The 15570-nt window shown below is 35.7% G+C and carries 16 protein-coding genes; 5 read left to right on the forward strand and 11 right to left on the reverse strand.

The window, feature by feature from the left end; all coding sequences use genetic code 11:
* Positions 1 to 188: 188 nt before the first annotated feature.
* Positions 189 to 638 carry a GNAT family N-acetyltransferase gene (locus AAFN87_RS05155; protein ID WP_347789983.1) on the reverse strand — a complete coding sequence of 150 codons (450 nt, stop codon included), beginning with the start codon at positions 636 to 638 and terminating at the stop codon, positions 189 to 191.
* Between the two features lie 168 nt (positions 639 to 806).
* On the opposite strand from AAFN87_RS05155, the gene AAFN87_RS05160 reads away from it, so the two are divergent.
* Both AAFN87_RS05160 and AAFN87_RS05165 read left to right on the forward strand, forming a co-directional pair.
* Positions 807 to 1553 carry a ZIP family metal transporter gene (locus AAFN87_RS05160; protein WP_347789984.1) on the forward strand — a complete coding sequence of 249 codons (747 nt, stop codon included), beginning with the start codon at positions 807 to 809 and terminating at the stop codon, positions 1551 to 1553.
* A 273-nt stretch (positions 1554 to 1826) separates the two neighbouring features.
* Positions 1827 to 2225 (forward strand): glucosamine 6-phosphate synthetase, encoded by a 399-nt coding sequence (locus tag AAFN87_RS05165; protein ID WP_347789985.1) that lies wholly within the window; start codon positions 1827 to 1829, stop codon positions 2223 to 2225.
* 288 nt (positions 2226 to 2513) lie between these two features.
* Here the strand turns inward: AAFN87_RS05165 and AAFN87_RS05170 are convergent, their stop codons facing one another.
* The 6 genes from AAFN87_RS05170 to AAFN87_RS05195 form a co-directional block, all read right to left on the reverse strand.
* Positions 2514 to 4925: a heavy metal translocating P-type ATPase gene (locus tag AAFN87_RS05170; RefSeq protein ID WP_347789986.1), complete on the reverse strand. Its 2412-nt coding sequence runs from the start codon at positions 4923 to 4925 to the stop codon at positions 2514 to 2516.
* A gap of 76 nt (positions 4926 to 5001) precedes the next feature.
* Positions 5002 to 5208: a copper chaperone CopZ gene (copZ, locus tag AAFN87_RS05175; protein ID WP_347789987.1), complete on the reverse strand. Its 207-nt coding sequence runs from the start codon at positions 5206 to 5208 to the stop codon at positions 5002 to 5004.
* Between the two features lie 100 nt (positions 5209 to 5308).
* Complete coding sequence (locus tag AAFN87_RS05180) at positions 5309 to 5641, reverse strand: metal-sensing transcriptional repressor (RefSeq protein WP_347789988.1); 333 nt, start codon at positions 5639 to 5641, stop codon at positions 5309 to 5311.
* 156 nt (positions 5642 to 5797) lie between these two features.
* On the reverse strand, positions 5798 to 6112 hold the full coding sequence (locus AAFN87_RS05185; RefSeq protein ID WP_347789989.1) for an ArsR/SmtB family transcription factor: 315 nt from the start codon (positions 6110 to 6112) through the stop codon (positions 5798 to 5800).
* A 266-nt stretch (positions 6113 to 6378) separates the two neighbouring features.
* Positions 6379 to 6711, reverse strand: a complete 333-nt coding sequence (locus tag AAFN87_RS05190; RefSeq protein ID WP_347789990.1) for a metal-sensitive transcriptional regulator — start codon at positions 6709 to 6711, stop codon at positions 6379 to 6381.
* Between the two features lie 124 nt (positions 6712 to 6835).
* Positions 6836 to 7312 carry a sigma-70 family RNA polymerase sigma factor gene (locus tag AAFN87_RS05195; protein WP_347789991.1) on the reverse strand — a complete coding sequence of 159 codons (477 nt, stop codon included), beginning with the start codon at positions 7310 to 7312 and terminating at the stop codon, positions 6836 to 6838.
* Between the two features lie 587 nt (positions 7313 to 7899).
* On the opposite strand from AAFN87_RS05195, the gene proB reads away from it, so the two are divergent.
* Positions 7900 to 8985: a glutamate 5-kinase gene (gene proB / locus AAFN87_RS05200; RefSeq protein ID WP_347789992.1), complete on the forward strand. Its 1086-nt coding sequence runs from the start codon at positions 7900 to 7902 to the stop codon at positions 8983 to 8985.
* Positions 8986 to 9009: 24 nt separating this feature from the next.
* On the forward strand, positions 9010 to 10260 hold the full coding sequence (locus AAFN87_RS05205; protein WP_347790818.1) for a glutamate-5-semialdehyde dehydrogenase: 1251 nt from the start codon (positions 9010 to 9012) through the stop codon (positions 10258 to 10260).
* Between the two features lie 32 nt (positions 10261 to 10292).
* Here the strand turns inward: AAFN87_RS05205 and AAFN87_RS05210 are convergent, their stop codons facing one another.
* Complete coding sequence (locus AAFN87_RS05210; RefSeq protein ID WP_347789993.1) at positions 10293 to 10856, reverse strand: hypothetical protein; 564 nt, start codon at positions 10854 to 10856, stop codon at positions 10293 to 10295.
* Positions 10857 to 10994: 138 nt separating this feature from the next.
* On the opposite strand from AAFN87_RS05210, the gene AAFN87_RS05215 reads away from it, so the two are divergent.
* Positions 10995 to 11888: a DMT family transporter gene (locus AAFN87_RS05215; RefSeq protein WP_347789994.1), complete on the forward strand. Its 894-nt coding sequence runs from the start codon at positions 10995 to 10997 to the stop codon at positions 11886 to 11888.
* A 165-nt stretch (positions 11889 to 12053) separates the two neighbouring features.
* Here the strand turns inward: AAFN87_RS05215 and AAFN87_RS05220 are convergent, their stop codons facing one another.
* The 3 genes from AAFN87_RS05220 to AAFN87_RS05230 form a co-directional block, all read right to left on the reverse strand.
* A complete protein-coding gene (locus AAFN87_RS05220) occupies positions 12054 to 12611 on the reverse strand; it encodes a hypothetical protein (RefSeq protein WP_347789995.1) in 558 nt (185 codons plus the stop codon).
* 304 nt (positions 12612 to 12915) lie between these two features.
* Entirely contained in the window at positions 12916 to 13944 is a 1029-nt protein-coding gene (locus AAFN87_RS05225; RefSeq protein ID WP_347789996.1) for a serine hydrolase domain-containing protein, read from the reverse strand.
* 498 nt (positions 13945 to 14442) lie between these two features.
* Positions 14443 to 15567 (reverse strand): conserved virulence factor C family protein, encoded by a 1125-nt coding sequence (locus AAFN87_RS05230; RefSeq protein ID WP_347789997.1) that lies wholly within the window; start codon positions 15565 to 15567, stop codon positions 14443 to 14445.
* Between the last annotated feature and the right edge of the window lie 3 nt (positions 15568 to 15570).

Here is a 15570-nt window from a genome sequence, read left to right on the forward strand (position 1 = left end):
GTTGGTTTCCCATTATTAAGTTACGATGACTAACTTTTTTAAGAATCGCCAAAATATTTCACAGAAATAAATAATAAAAAAAGCCAGTAAACATTGTTAAATCAATGTTTTCTGGCTACTGTTTTATAACCTAACTTTCATTTTAGAACGTTATTTGTCATGTGTTCTGAAAATGAAATCTATCTACTTTAAATACCAGATTTGATGTTTTTACTTAGGAAGATGAGTCTTTCTATTTCTTCAAAGCCACTTTTTTTATAAAATTCTTCGGCAGGTATACCTCTATCTGTGAGAAGTGTAATATTACTTATATTGCTATTATCGAGCTCTGTTATTAAATGATTTAACAGTAATCTTCCAATACCTTTATTTTGATGTTGTAGTTTTACGCACATTTCATTAATGAAAAATTCATCTCCGCTCCACCAAATTCTATGTACACCAAATATAAAGCCAATAATTTCTTCGTTTTCTACCGCTAAAACACCTAAAAATCCGGGTGTATTGTAAAAATCTAATAAATACTTTTTGGCTTTTGTAAATGTCCATTCATCATTCCATGGCTCATCATTAAAAACCTCAATAAATGTTGACGTACATTTAGTTAAATCATTTTCTACTAATATTTTTAATTCCAAGGTCAGTTCTCCTTTTCGCTAGATTGAAGTGGATTGTTAAAGCTTGCTGCAACATTTTACTCAAATAAGGTTAATAAAAGTTGCATAGCTCCCTTCTATGTTCAGTATAATGACGATAACTCGATTGTAAAAGCGTCACAAATCAACATGCGTTGGGAGTAATTGGAAATGGACATATTGTTCTATGTTTTTGTAGCAGCATTTGCCAATATTGTCGGTGGTCTTCTTATCTTTCTAAAAAGAGCGTGGTCATCGCGCGGATTATTTTCATTAATGGCATTAAGTGCAGGTATTCTTTTATCTATTGCATTAATAGATATTATTCCAGAATCGATTGAAATGAGTAAATCTAGTCCCGTCTTTATTATATTGGGTTTTGGATTAATTTATTTATTTCAGCAACTACTCACACCTCATAATCATTCACCTAATAAAACCCATAAACATTCACACGGTACTTCTGCAGGCACATTAATCGGTATGCTTATCCATACTTTCTTTGATGGTATCTCCATTGTTTTTAGCTTTCAACTTGATAAAACTACAGGCTTCGTTGTGTTACTTGCTGTATTACTTCACAAAATTCCTGAAGGACTGACGATTTCATCGATCGTATATGCCAACTATAGAAATAAAAGAAAAGCGATAAAATCGGCTATTTTACTAGGAATTTCAACTATACTTGGCGCTATAGCGGCTGTTTCAATCTCTCAAATTTTTGGTTCAAACACCCTAATCCTTGCAATTGCCCTGTCCATTACAGCAGGAATATTTCTTTATATCGCTACTGTCGATTTACTACCAACTGTCACAGCTACGAAAGATAATATTGTAATATTTTACTTTTTCGGTGGTATCTTACTTTACTTTGCTATTCATATAATTTTAGACAATTTACCAATTAATATTCACTAATAGTTAGCCAGAAGCGGAAAATCTAAATATAACATTGTTTCCTACTATTTAAATAACTGTCCCAAAAGTGAATAATTCATTCCTCTTGGGACAGTTTTTGTATGCGGCATTATTTTAGGCATGATTCGATAATCTTGTTCTTCATTTAATATCATTAGACAGCCCTTCACTAATAACAAAATAGCCGGCATTAGACAGAATAAATTATCTTATTCTAGTAATATCACCACTACAAATGCTATAATTCAATTACATATTTTAGGGGGAATGACAATGAAACCAAGTAAAAGAACTATTTTATGGATTATACCGTTTATTATTCTCGGCATTTTCGTTTATTTCTATGGACCAAAAAAAGATATTACGGAAAATGAATACATACAATATATAAAACAAGTTTCACTAGTTGAAAATAGTAATCTCAGTGCTGAACAGACATTAGGGAATTTTTGCAAAAATGGGAAATGGGTGTATTTCCAAACACAAAAGAGGCTGCATGTCGTAGAATTTAAAGGCGAATGTCCAGTAGACAATGTAGTTCAACCAATAAACTTACAATTTGTGGTCGAGGAAGATCGTTCTTCCTATGAGGTTGGCGTACTGCTACTAAATCATGTACAACAAACACCGGAAGAACGTACAAAATATATAGAACAAGTTTACAATGACTAATTTTCATTCTGTTAAAAAATAGCTACAAATAAGGATATAACTGACTTAGAAAAATAAGATGGAGCTCTAGCACCTCCTTTTTATGGGTAGGCGCTGAGCTCCTCAAGCTAACAAGATGACGTCATTGAAATTCATTGCTACATTGTCGTGACCATCTTTACATTTGAACCGCTAACATTTCACTGGAAAATTGTTGTTCCATCACCCTATCAAATTAAGTGTTTTCATATTTGTGAATAGCTCCTAGTCATGTAGACGGTAGAATAAGGGAATTAGCTACGAAAGTGATTATTTTAGTTTCACACGTTGTAAACGAAGGGCATTTAATACAACTGATACCGAACTGAATGCCATTGCAGCACCAGCTACCCAAGGTGCTAAAAAACCAGCAGCTGCAATTGGAATCCCCATTACGTTATAGGCGAATGCCCAAAATAGGTTTTGTTTAATGTTACGCATCGTTTTTCGACTCATTAAAATTGCATCAGCTATGCTGTTGAGGTCACCACGAATTAACGTAATATCAGCCGCTTCCATCGCCACATCTGTTCCTGTACCAATCGCCATTCCGATGTTCGCTGTCGCTAATGCCGGTGCATCATTAATTCCGTCACCAACCATCGCTACTTTTTTCCCTTGTGCTTGCAGTTTTTTCACTTCTTCTGCCTTTTCCTCGGGTAATACTTCTGCAATAACAGTATCTACTCCGACTTCTTTACCAATTGTTTGAGCAGTACGTTCATTATCCCCTGTCATCATAATGACCATAATCCCCATGTCGTGCAGGCGACGGATTGCTTCTTTTGATGTTTCTTTAATCGTATCGGCAACAGCCACCAAACCAGCATATTGGCCATTTATCGCCGCAAGCATTGCCGTTTTCCCGTTACGTTCTAAGACTTCCATTGTTGGTATAACATGAGCTATATCAATACCATATTGTGCCATTAATTTGCGTGTACCAATGGTAACACCTTGACCTGAAACTGTTGCCTGTACGCCATATCCCGGAATCGCTTCAAAGAATTGAACATCTCCCAGTTCGATGCCACGATCTACAATCCCTGCCACAATGGCCTCTGCTAATGGGTGCTCCGATTGTTTCTCGGCTGCACCAATTAGTGCTAAGAACTTTTCTTCATCTCCATTTTCTACGACAACATCTGTTAATACTGGTTTACCATGTGTAACAGTCCCTGTTTTATCAACGACTACTGTATCGATACTTTGTGTTTGTTCTAAGTGTTCGCCGCCTTTAAATAGAATCCCAAATTCAGCTGCACGACCCGATCCTGCCATAATGGATGTTGGCGTAGCAAGACCAAGCGCGCACGGACATGCAATGACTAACACCGCAATGAAAACTTCAAGTGCTTTTGTAAAGTCACCAGGTGTGACCCAACTAACCCAGACAAAGAATGTAATGACGGCGATTCCAACAACGATTGGAACGAAAACGCCTGAAATTTGGTCTGCTAATCGCTGGATTGGTGCTTTGGAACCTTGTGCATCTTCAACTACTTTAATAATTTGTGCTAAGGCTGTATCACGCCCTACTTTCGTTGCTGTCATTTTAATAAAACCATTTTTATTGATCGTTGAACCAAATAAAACGTCACCAGTTACTTTATCGACCGGTAAACTTTCACCGGTTAACATCGATTCATCCACAGCAGTTGCACCTTCTAGTACTTCACCATCTACTGGAATTTTTTCACCTGGTTTTACTAAAATAGTATCACCAATAACTACTTCTTCTAAGGGAATTTCTTTTTCTACGCCTTCACGCACAACAATTGCAGTTTTCGCTTGAAGACCCATTAATTTTTTTATTGCTTCAGATGAACGACCTTTTGCTTTTGCTTCAAATAATTTCCCTAGTAAAATTAGTGTAATCAGTACCGCACTTGTTTCAAAATAAAGATGAGGTCCGTGATGTGTACCTACCGTTATGATGGCTTGATAAACACTATAAAAGTAAGCAGCGGATGTCCCCATCACAACTAAAACGTCCATATTGGCACTGCCATTACGAAGGGCTTTATAGGCACCAACGTAAAATTGCTTACCAATTATAAATTGCACTGGTGTTGCCAGTATCATCTGTATCCAAGGATTCATTAAAATATCTGGTACGTATAAGAATGATGTAAATGAGAAATGTCCTACCATCGTCCACAATAATGGTAATGAAAGAATTGCAGATAAAATAAACTTATTTTGTTGTTTTTTAATTGCTTGCTCACGATAGTCGACGTTATCTTTGTCCTCTTGCTTTTGATGAGCACCATACCCTAGTTTTTCAACCTTTGCAATGATGTCTGCAATGGCTACTTCCGAAGGGTTAAATTCAATCGTTGCTTTTTCGAGCGCTAAGTTCACGTTCGCTGTAGCAACACCCTCCATCTTGTTTAAACCTTTTTCAATACGTGTCGCACAAGCTGCACACGTCATCCCAGTAATATCAAACTCTGCTTTTTGTTTCACGACACCATAGCCAAGAGCTTCGATTTTTTTCTCTAAATCAGTTTCACTCAATTTTGAAGGATCGTATTGGATTGAGGATTTTTCGAGTGCTAAATTGACATTCGCCGTTTCGACACCGTCCATTTTATTTAAACCCTTTTCAATACGCGTTGCACATGCCGCACATGTCATACCAGTAATTTGCAGATGTGCTTCTTTTAGTTCTGAATTCATGTTGCTTTCCACCTTCCACATACCGTACAGGGGTATAAATTACAGAAAATAAGAGAGTGCTACGAGAGCACTCTTATTATTTTATATCATAACCTTGGTCATCAATTGTTTCTTTAATTTGATCAAGTGTTACTTGTGCTTCATCAAAAGCAACTTCCACTAAACCTTCTTCTAGGTTTACTTTTACTTGGTCAACGCCAGCTAATGCACCAACGCTACCTTCAACTGATTTAACACAGTGTCCACAAGACATTCCTTGTACATTTAATGTTACATTTTGCATATAATTCTCGCTCCTTTAAATTTTGTATTATAGATTAATTTATACAACAGTGGGGTATATAGAGTCTAAAAATACCACCATGCTCTTATAAATAATTCACTTATTTTTTCATCAACTTTTGAATTGTCACGACTAGCTCGTCTAATACTTCTTCGTCACCTTCTGACAAACGATCAACGACACAACCCTTTAAATGCCCTTCAAGCAAAATCTTCCCAACACTATTTAACGCAGACTGTGTAGCAGATAATTGCGTGATTATATCATCACAATAAACATCCTTTTCGATCATGCCTTTAATGCCGCGAATTTGGCCTTCGATACGATTTAAACGATTGGATAAATCTTTTTTGACTTTTTCAGAGTGATGACTTTTTCGACAAGACAATTCTTCTTCACCCTGCCAAGTAACAACTTCTGATGTACTTTCCAATTACTCGCCTCCTTACCTTGAGTTAATAATACCATACCATAGCAGGGTATGTAAAGTGCTAAAACACATTATGAAAAGCTTCTTATGTCACACACATAAGCCTTGATATAACTGACTTTAAATATGCCTTTACGCTATAATTTTAAACAACATCTACTAATGTTTTGCGTGGTCAATTGCTTGATGCAATAAATTCATCACATGGATATCATCACTTGAATAATACATGGTTGTCCCTTCACGTCTGAATTTTACTAAACGTAAATTTTTCAAAAAACGCAATTGATGCGATACCGTAGACTGTCCTAGATTAAGTGCCTCAGTGATCTCATTTACTGAATGTTCTTTGCAGCATAGTAAATTTAATATTCGAATACGTGTTGGATCACTTAACGCTTTAAATGTTTGAGATACAACAAATAACGTTTCTTCATCTAATTCATGCGAGATAGTTTGTACTTCTTCTTCCATTATATACAGCGCCTCCTGTTATAAACGACCGGTAATATGAGAATATGCTCATGTAATAATTAATAAAAAAACTTTACCATAGATAGTGAAAGATAACTACCTTAAGAAAATATTAATTTCAAAATGGACAAATGACTCGCGTTAATAATATTTGAAAACAACAAAAATAGGTGATGAAAACTAAATCGTTTCCTCCACCTTTTTTAATTGTACTAATGAATTTCATACTGCTTATTAAATCGGTTGACGGCTCATACCTATATGCATCACTTTTTCATTAACTTTTGAACTGTAACAAGTAATTCATCTAACACTTCTTCGTCACCTTCAGCTAAACGATCGACCACACAGCCTTTTAAATGACCTTCTAGTAAAATTTTTGCTACACTATTCAATGCAGACTGTGTAGCCGAAATTTGTGTAATAATATCATCGCAATACACATCTTTCTCTACCATACCTTTGATGCCACGAATTTGACCTTCAATACGATTTAAACGAACTGTTAGGTTTTTCTTCACGCTCTCAGGGTGATGACTTTTACGACACGCGACAGACTCTTCTGTTGACTCATTCAATTCTTCTATATTTTTTTTCAAAATAAAGCCCCCTAACTTGCTCCTATCATTATTATACACAAATATGATGGATAGAATAGCAACAGGCTTTATACTATATAAGATACAAAAGACACCCCAGTGGCCCCATTACTGCCTATTTCAACTAAAAGTGATCGCGCAATTTTTTTATTAATCGTTGTCTTCTTTTCTTTACAGTGTCTGTTTTCATATTAAGCTGCAAAGCAATCTCAGCATCTGCCATTAGCTCACCATAATAACTATATAATATTTGGCGATCTTGTATTTTTAGCTTCTGCCACAATATTTCGAGTGTAATATTATTTATTATTTCAGGTAATTGTCGAGATTCAAGCAAAAACTGCAATTCATCGTCCATTGTTATTATAAATCGTTCACGCTGCTTGTTTTGACGCTCCATCTCCTTCATAATTTTATGCATCATACTAAAATACACATAGGAATCAAAACTCCCCTTTTTATCATCAAACGATTCGATTGCTTCCCAAAGTGCAATTACTGCAATTTGACGAAACTCATCATAATTGCCATACACTTTGCATTTATACAATACTTTTTGAATTAGCGGTTTATATTGTTCATAATACAGCTCAAAATTCATTTATTTAATCCTTTGCGCAGTGCACTAACGATATATTCCTAGGTGTCACGACTATATCGATTTCTATCATCGAAAACAAAAAAGCAATAGCCCTAAAAAATCGCAAAAAATTAGATTTCTTTAAAAATACAGTGCCGACATTACATTAAATGTGAAATATTGACATGATTAATATGATTTTTTTTTCTTACTTGATAAGGTTGACAAAATGCAAATTGTCATGCATGCTATTTAAAAAGTTAAATGCATAACGAAGATTATTAAGCGTCCCTTGACTATTAAAGAGAGCGAACTCCACCGGCTGCAAGATTCGCATAGTTCAACCGCCCAACCTACTTCGATACGCTCCTAGCAAAACTAGGCGCCGACTCAGCGTTATGAGATAAAGCGGATTGCATGTGCAATCAATTTAGGTGGTACCACGGAAAGAAGCCCTTTTCGTCCTATTATTTTAGGACAAAAAGGGCTTTTTATTTTTTCTAAAAATTAGCAGAACATTTTCGGAATGCGCAAATAACTAAGTACTCGCCCCTTTCTTAACTGGAGAATACGGGAACGAATAAGCTAGTATTTTCGGAGGGATCAATATGGAAAGAAAAAGAATCGTAGTGAAAATAGGTAGTAGCTCCTTAACAAATGCAAAAGGAGAAATAGACCTAGTTAAATTTGATGACCATATTCAAGCATTAGCAACATTAAAAAACGAAGGACACGAAGTATTACTCGTTTCATCCGGTGCAGTCGCAGCAGGCTTCCGCAAACTCGGTTACTCCTCTCGTCCTGTCACAATCAAAGGTAAGCAAGCAGCCGCAGCCGTAGGGCAAAGTGTATTAATTCAATCTTATAATGAAGCATTTAGTAAGTTTGGTATCGTCCCTGCACAAATATTATTAACTCGCACTGATTTCAGTGATAAAAAGCGATATAAGAATGCAAACGCCACTTTTTCAGAACTATTAGAACGCTCGGTAATACCAATAATTAACGAAAATGATACGGTATCCGTAGCAGAATTGACGTTTGGCGATAATGATATGCTGTCTGCACTAGTGAGCGGACTTGTGCATGCCGACCAGCTCATTATTTTAACCGATGTCAACGGCTTGTACGATGCTAATCCACTAAAAAATCCACAGGCAAACCGCATTGACCGTATTACTGAAGTGTCTGATGAAATGCTCGGCTTTGCTACAGGCACTGGCTCCAAGGTTGGCACTGGAGGTATGCAGTCAAAGCTAGTAGCTGCACGCTATGCAATGAACGCAGGTGTGAAAGTATTTATTGGTAGCGGCTCTGGTAAATGTAAATTAACCGATATTTTAGCCGGTAAAGGGGATGGTACTTATTTCGAAAATGAATCCTCTACCATTATTCCAAGTAATAAACAATGGGTTGCGTTAACAGAAGTATCTGGCAAGCTATTTATCGACGAGGGCGCAGTAAAAGCATTAACTACAGGTGGAAAAAGCTTACTGCCAGCTGGTGTGTATGCATTTGAAGGACATTTTGAGCGCGGTGATGTAGTGGAAGTATTTGACCGTCACACATGTATTGGCCGCGGTGAAGTACTATATACGAGTGAAGAACTCGAAAAAGCGATGGGAAAACGGACAGATGATTTAAAAAATTACCCAATTGAAGTAATTCATCGCAATCAGTGGATTCAAATTTAAGGAGGAATTAAAGTGAATACAAATGTGGAAAATGAAGTAGTACAAAAAGGGAAACGTGCAAAATCGGCAAGCTATGAAATGAATATTAAAACGACAGCAGAAAAAAATCATGCTCTTCTTTGTATCGCGGATCAATTACTACACGACGCAGAGAAGATAATTAATGAAAATAAAAAGGATTTACAACAAGGTACTGTAAACGGTTTAACTGAATCAACGCTTGACCGCATTATGCTAAATAAAGAACGTATCCAAGCTATGAGTGATGCCATTCGCTTACTAGTAGAACTACCTGATCCAATTGGCGAAGTGTTAGAGGACATTAAGAAAGAAAATGGCTTACAAATTTTGAAGAAGCGTGTACCACTTGGTGTGATTGGCATGATTTATGAAGCGCGTCCAAATGTTACAGTTGATGCAGCTACATTATCATTGAAGACTGGAAATGCTGTACTATTGCGCGGTAGTTCATCTGCTAAATTTTCCAATATTGCGTTAGTCGCTTCAATCCATACCGCATTAAAGAAAGCGAATTTACCAGAAGATGCAGTATTATTAATTGAAGATACAAGCAGGGAGACAGCAAAAACATTATTTAACTTAAATGAATATTTAGATGTACTCATCCCGCGCGGTAGTAAAAGTTTAATCGACTTAGTTGTACGTGAAGCAAGTGTGCCTGTCCTTGAAACCGGCGCTGGTAATTGCCATATTTATATCGATGATTCTGCTCAATTAGAATTGGCCAAAAACATTATTGTGAACGCTAAAACGCAGCGCCCTTCTGTTTGCAATGCTGCAGAGAGCGTTCTTATACACGAAAATTTTTTCAAAACTTATGGGAAAGAGTTACTTAACTATTTGTCTGATGTCGGTATTACAATTTACGGTGACGAAGCTGTATGCAATGTGCTTAGCAGTGCAATGCTCGCTACAGAAGAACATTACGCGGAAGAGTTTTTATCGTTAACATTAAGTGTGAAAATAGTGGAAAATGTGTATGAGGCTGTTCGTCATATTAATAAATTCGGAACACATCATTCAGAAGCAATCATCACAGAAACGAAGGACAATGCAGATGTTTTTCTAACAACAGTAGATGCAGCTGCAGTGTATCATAACGCTTCTACTCGTTTTACAGACGGATTTGAATTTGGCTATGGGGCAGAAATTGGTATTTCGACTCAAAAACTACATGCACGTGGTCCAATGGGCTTGCCTGCATTAACATCCACAAAATTTTATGTGTATGGCACTGGCCAAACACGTAGTTAAAAGGAAAAATCACCCAACAATTGGGTGATTTTTTATTCCGCTTCTGTATAGTCAACCGGTATTTTATTGATCTTAAACTGCGCACGCATTTTTGCACGAGTTCTTCGTAAATGCTCTGTTTCTTTCAATGTTAAAACGTCCCCATTCTTAAAGGTAAATATAAATGTAGCATTGTCTGATGTACCGCGAGCTGCTTCTTCAATTTCAGCATGTGCCACTTCATTCCATCCTGAAAATTGTTTCTTTTGTTCAAAAATCCCCCGATATGTAAAGCCCTCATCAGAAATTGCTATATACCCCATTGCACTTCCGTAAAATAATATTCCTGCAAGTAAAGCAAGAATAATACTAGTTCTCACAGCCCATTTTTTTAATCTCCCAAAAAATAAAATTGCACAGCAAACAATAAGTATTCCTAATCCAACACCAAAAACTATAAAACTCTCAATCGGAGTATAGTATACCCAAGTATACTTTTTAAAGTAGAATGTCATAGGAATCATTGAAGGAATTAAAAATATGATAGCTGGTGAAAACATAAGCATACATGAACCAAGAACTAAAAATACATGTCGAAACCCTGCATCACTTCGCATCTACCCACCCTCTCCACATCCTATATTATACCATTTTCACAAAGATAAATATAGTTGGATTTTTCTGAATAATATAGCGGTATGATACTTTCGTTTGGTATAGTATATTCGAAGTGTTTTATAGAAAGGTGTTTTTTAATGAACATAAGTGCAATGCTTAAATTAACAATTGCCATGGCCATTTTCGGCTCAATTGGTTTTTTCACTATTCATACAGGTATCCCCGCTGTAGAGCTTGTCTTTGTACGCTGTATTTGCGCCACTTTATTTTTAGGGACTATGTGGTATATTACTGGCGGTCATAAAACAGAAAAATGGGATAAAAAAGAAGTTGGTAAAACATTGATTTGCGGAGTTTTTATAGTCTTAAATTGGGTGTTTTTATTTAAAGCTTTTGAGGAAATGTCAATTTCGATCGCAATCTCCATTTATAATTTAGCACCGATTTTCGTCCTTATGCTAGGAGCCGTTCTACTCGCAGAAAAAATGACTATCCAAGGCATTATTGCAACGGTTATATGTTTTCTTGGCAGCATCTTAATAGTGGGCATAGAACATTTCCAATCAATTGATCAGTTTTTTAACTCGGGCTTTATTTGGGCTTTATTGTCTGCACTATTTTATGCGCTCACTATGTTTACGAGTAAAACAATTAATGGATTATCCTCCTATGCGCTTACATTTGTACAAACAACGGTCGGTATTGTAATGCTACTACCTTTTTGTGATTTTACTGTATTCCAAGGTTTAACAACTTCGAACTGGTTATTTATTTTTGGTACGGGAATCATTCATACTGGCTTTGTATATTATTTATTTTTTGATAGTATTCGCAATTTATCGACAGTCATTGTTTCCGTTCTCGTGTTTGTTGATCCAGTTGTCGCTATTTTACTCGATGTACTCATTCTCTCTTTTAAACCAAGCTTACTCCAAGTGTTAGGTATTGCACTTATTTTTGGTAGCATTTTATACATAGTATTTATGCCTACGCAAAAAGTTGTGGCACATGAAAAGACCTCTTCCTCATGATTAGAGAAGAGGTCTTACGTTGTTTATAAAAAAATAAAGCAGCAACACTTTACTGTCTTGAAAACACTTGTCATACAAATCGCGCAGCTTAGCGAAGACGCGAATAGAACACAGGTTCATACCCGAGCAATTTAGACAAAGCTAATGATTGTCAAAAGTGATGTTTTAATCAGCATATGTATGTTCCATCGGTATATTATATTTCTGAAACTTCGCCCGCATACTACCACGAATATCTCGCACATGCCCATTTTCAGTAAACGATAAAACTTCCCCATCTTTTAGCGTAAATGTAATTTCAGGAGGTGTACCCCGAACTAATTGTTCTATTTTAACATGTCCAATTTCATCCCACCCAAAAAACTTTTTCTCATTTTCAAATATTCCACGATATGTAATGCCTTCATCTGCAAATGCAATAAAGCCCACTGCACTACCGTAAAATAAAAAACATGCAAGTACGGTAAGAATTATCCCGACGCTAACTGCCCATTTTTTTAGCTTTCCTAAAAATAAAATGGCACAGCAAACAATAAGTGTCGCTAATCCAAACCCAAATACCAAATAGCTCTCACCAAGTGTATAGTATACCCACGTATATTTTTCAAAGTATAAAGTCATCGGAATCATTGTAGGTATGATTAATATGAGAATCGGCGAAAAAAATAACAAACTAAGACCTAACACTAAAAATAGATGTTTTCCACTTGCTTGATCTATCATATATACACCCCTCCGCTATTTACAATTTTACATTATTTTGCCATTTTAGGGAAATGCAAAAAACCGACTTAACAATGAAAACCCCACTTTGAACTAAAGCCTTGGTAATTGATCATAGAAAAAAGCGCGTTTTGAAGATTGATCAAAACACACTCTTAATATATTAAATTGATACATTTTTATAGAAAAGTCTGATAATCCTCTATTTATATTGCTCCACAACCGCGCCATTTATATCTTCATTTCATATTATTAGATTATAGTGAAACATGATAGATTAATTTTCACCATTTTTTTGCAATTCTTATATATCATTTGATTTTTGTAGACTTTCTAATAAGGAAATCCCTATATTTTCATCATCATTTCGACCTAATCTATAATTGGCCAAAACTACAGAGGCAACTTTCTTTTCTTTATCAATCCCTAAAAATGAACTAAAACAACCTGTTCCACCGCCATGCAAAATAACATTATTATTATTTTTTAAAAGCAACCATCCAAGACCCATATCATACTTCTTTGTTCTATTTCCATGTTTTTTATGACAAAGAGACAAATATGGTTTATCTTCGTGAATATTTATTTTTGCATACTGAAGTAAATCATCAGCAGTTGAACTGATTGCACCCGCAGCTGATATTAGATTTTCTTTGTTCCATTCCCAATTACCGCAATCAATATTTTTTCTGTTAAAACCTTGTAAATTATTATTTGATATACCCAAATAAGTATCTCTTAATCCAAGTTCATTATAAAGAAAGTCATTCATAGTGTCCCAATATCCTCTACCTGATACAATCCCTAAGCAATACCCAATTAGTGATATACCGAAATTTGAATATTTCCATGAATAATCCACTTCTTTTAATTTATTTTTTTCAATTAGCATCTCCATTTTGTTAATATCCATATTTAACGGATTATTCTTATTAAAATCACCATTGCCAAAAATCAAGCCAAACATTATGTTCAAATATTCCCTTTTATTTAATGGCAGTGTTTGAGAATATCCAGAAGAGTGCGTAGCAAGACGGAGCAATGTAGGATAATACTCGTGTTCCTTAAGTTCTTCTATATATTTTTGTATTGAATCATTTATTGACAACTTATTTTCAAATACATATTTTGATAGCAAAGAAGCAGTAAAAGTCTTTGTAATAGACCCAATTTCATAATAATATTTATTTGATGAATCAAGTTCACCATGTTCATTATAAATTTTTATTACAGGATTATTGTCTATTAAATAACCAACAGTTAATTTTAAATGTTTTTTTCCCCTACTGGCCCTTTTAATTAATCGTAATGTTTCATCACTGATTTCAAACATAATGATGATTTCTCTCCTTTTATCCTACATTTTAAAATTATTTCAAAGGAATGCTGTATTCTTCAAGTTGAATTACCTATATTTTCGATATTCTAATACCCTCATTAATTGCTTGAAATCTTTGTCTCTCAAACTCTTTCATTACTCTCATTGTAACACATTATTAGCTTCATCCATTTTCGAGTTTCCATAATATTCAAATACATCATGATCTTCACCATCAAAACTATAACCTCTGTTTTAGAAATTATACCGACTAAATTAATCGAATATACTGTCTATTTTTTCGAATAAACAGTCCTTGAGTTCAAAAAGTTAGTTACCTTAATTGGGACATGGTTGTTGAACAATAAAAAATCCTGCTTTACACAGGATTTTTTATTCAAACTTTATTTAACAGATCAACATTCTCTATAATACTACACTTATTCCAAATATAAGGAGCTGGCTAAAATCAATTTATCTCAACTTGAGTTGCTATTATATAAACATAACGAATTAATTCGAAAATTTAGCGTCCGTCATTTGCTTCCAAACCGAGCCTTTTGCTTCTTCCCCTTGCTCAATACGGGCAAGTGCCATTTTCGCTTGTAGCTTCACTTCAAACTCGACATCATTTCCAGCTACTCTTAGCGCTTCAAGGGATGCTTCTGTGCCTGTTTCATATAAAAACATTGCAGCACGCCAACGTACAAGCTTATTTTTATCACTTAATGCCTTAATCATCGCTCGTTCAAATGCCACAAATCCTAGATCACTCATGCAGTCCCCCGCGGTACGGCGCACAGCCGCGCTTTTATCTTGAATCGCTTTTTCAAGAGCAGGTACAACTGCCTCATCCTCAATCATCCCTAAATAAACCGTTGCTAAACGGCGAATAGCCATTTGGTCATCGTCTAATGCATACATCAGTAACGGAATATCATCAACTTCAGGGTCAGGCATTTGGTCTAGCAATTGGAAACGTTGCTGCCAATCATCGACAGCAAAGTTTTCCATAGTTACTTTTTCTCGTTCTACAGGTGTATAATTTGATTTTTCGTTCGCTGCTGCCACAATAGCATCTACTCGTTCTTGTGGATATGTTGCATGTACTTCCTGCAAAACACTGTCAGCAATCTCTTGCTTATCTCCATATCGAACACCGTAATCTACCCATTTACGTTGGAATATATAGTTTTCATCAGCTGCTTTTGATTGAATAAGGTCAAATGCGTCCTTATAGCGATCGCCTGTTGCAAGACGAATCTCTCCATCTCCATTAAACACTTTAACTTGCAGTGGCACACCTTTATATACTTGCACATGCACGTACACTTCACCGAAATGGTCAACTGCTGCCTGTTCTGAAGCATGGTTTTCTTCATTTTCCCCAAGTGCTTGGCGAATGCTAGAAAGAATACCTTCCCAAGCAAATTTTGCATTGCGCTCAACAGCTAAAAAGTCTGCTACGTGATAAATGCCTTTCACACCTTCTACAGCAAAAATCGCCTGAATTGCTTCAGATGCTTCACCAATATTATCTTTCGTATAGTTATAGCTTTTGCCAAAAGGTAATTCTTGGTCAATTACTATTTTCATTGAGTTCGGACTTGGCGTTGGCTCTATCGTAATAATCTTCATATT

This window comes from Solibacillus sp. CAU 1738, assembly GCF_039888725.1.
Lineage (GTDB): Bacteria > Bacillota > Bacilli > Bacillales_A > Planococcaceae > Metasolibacillus.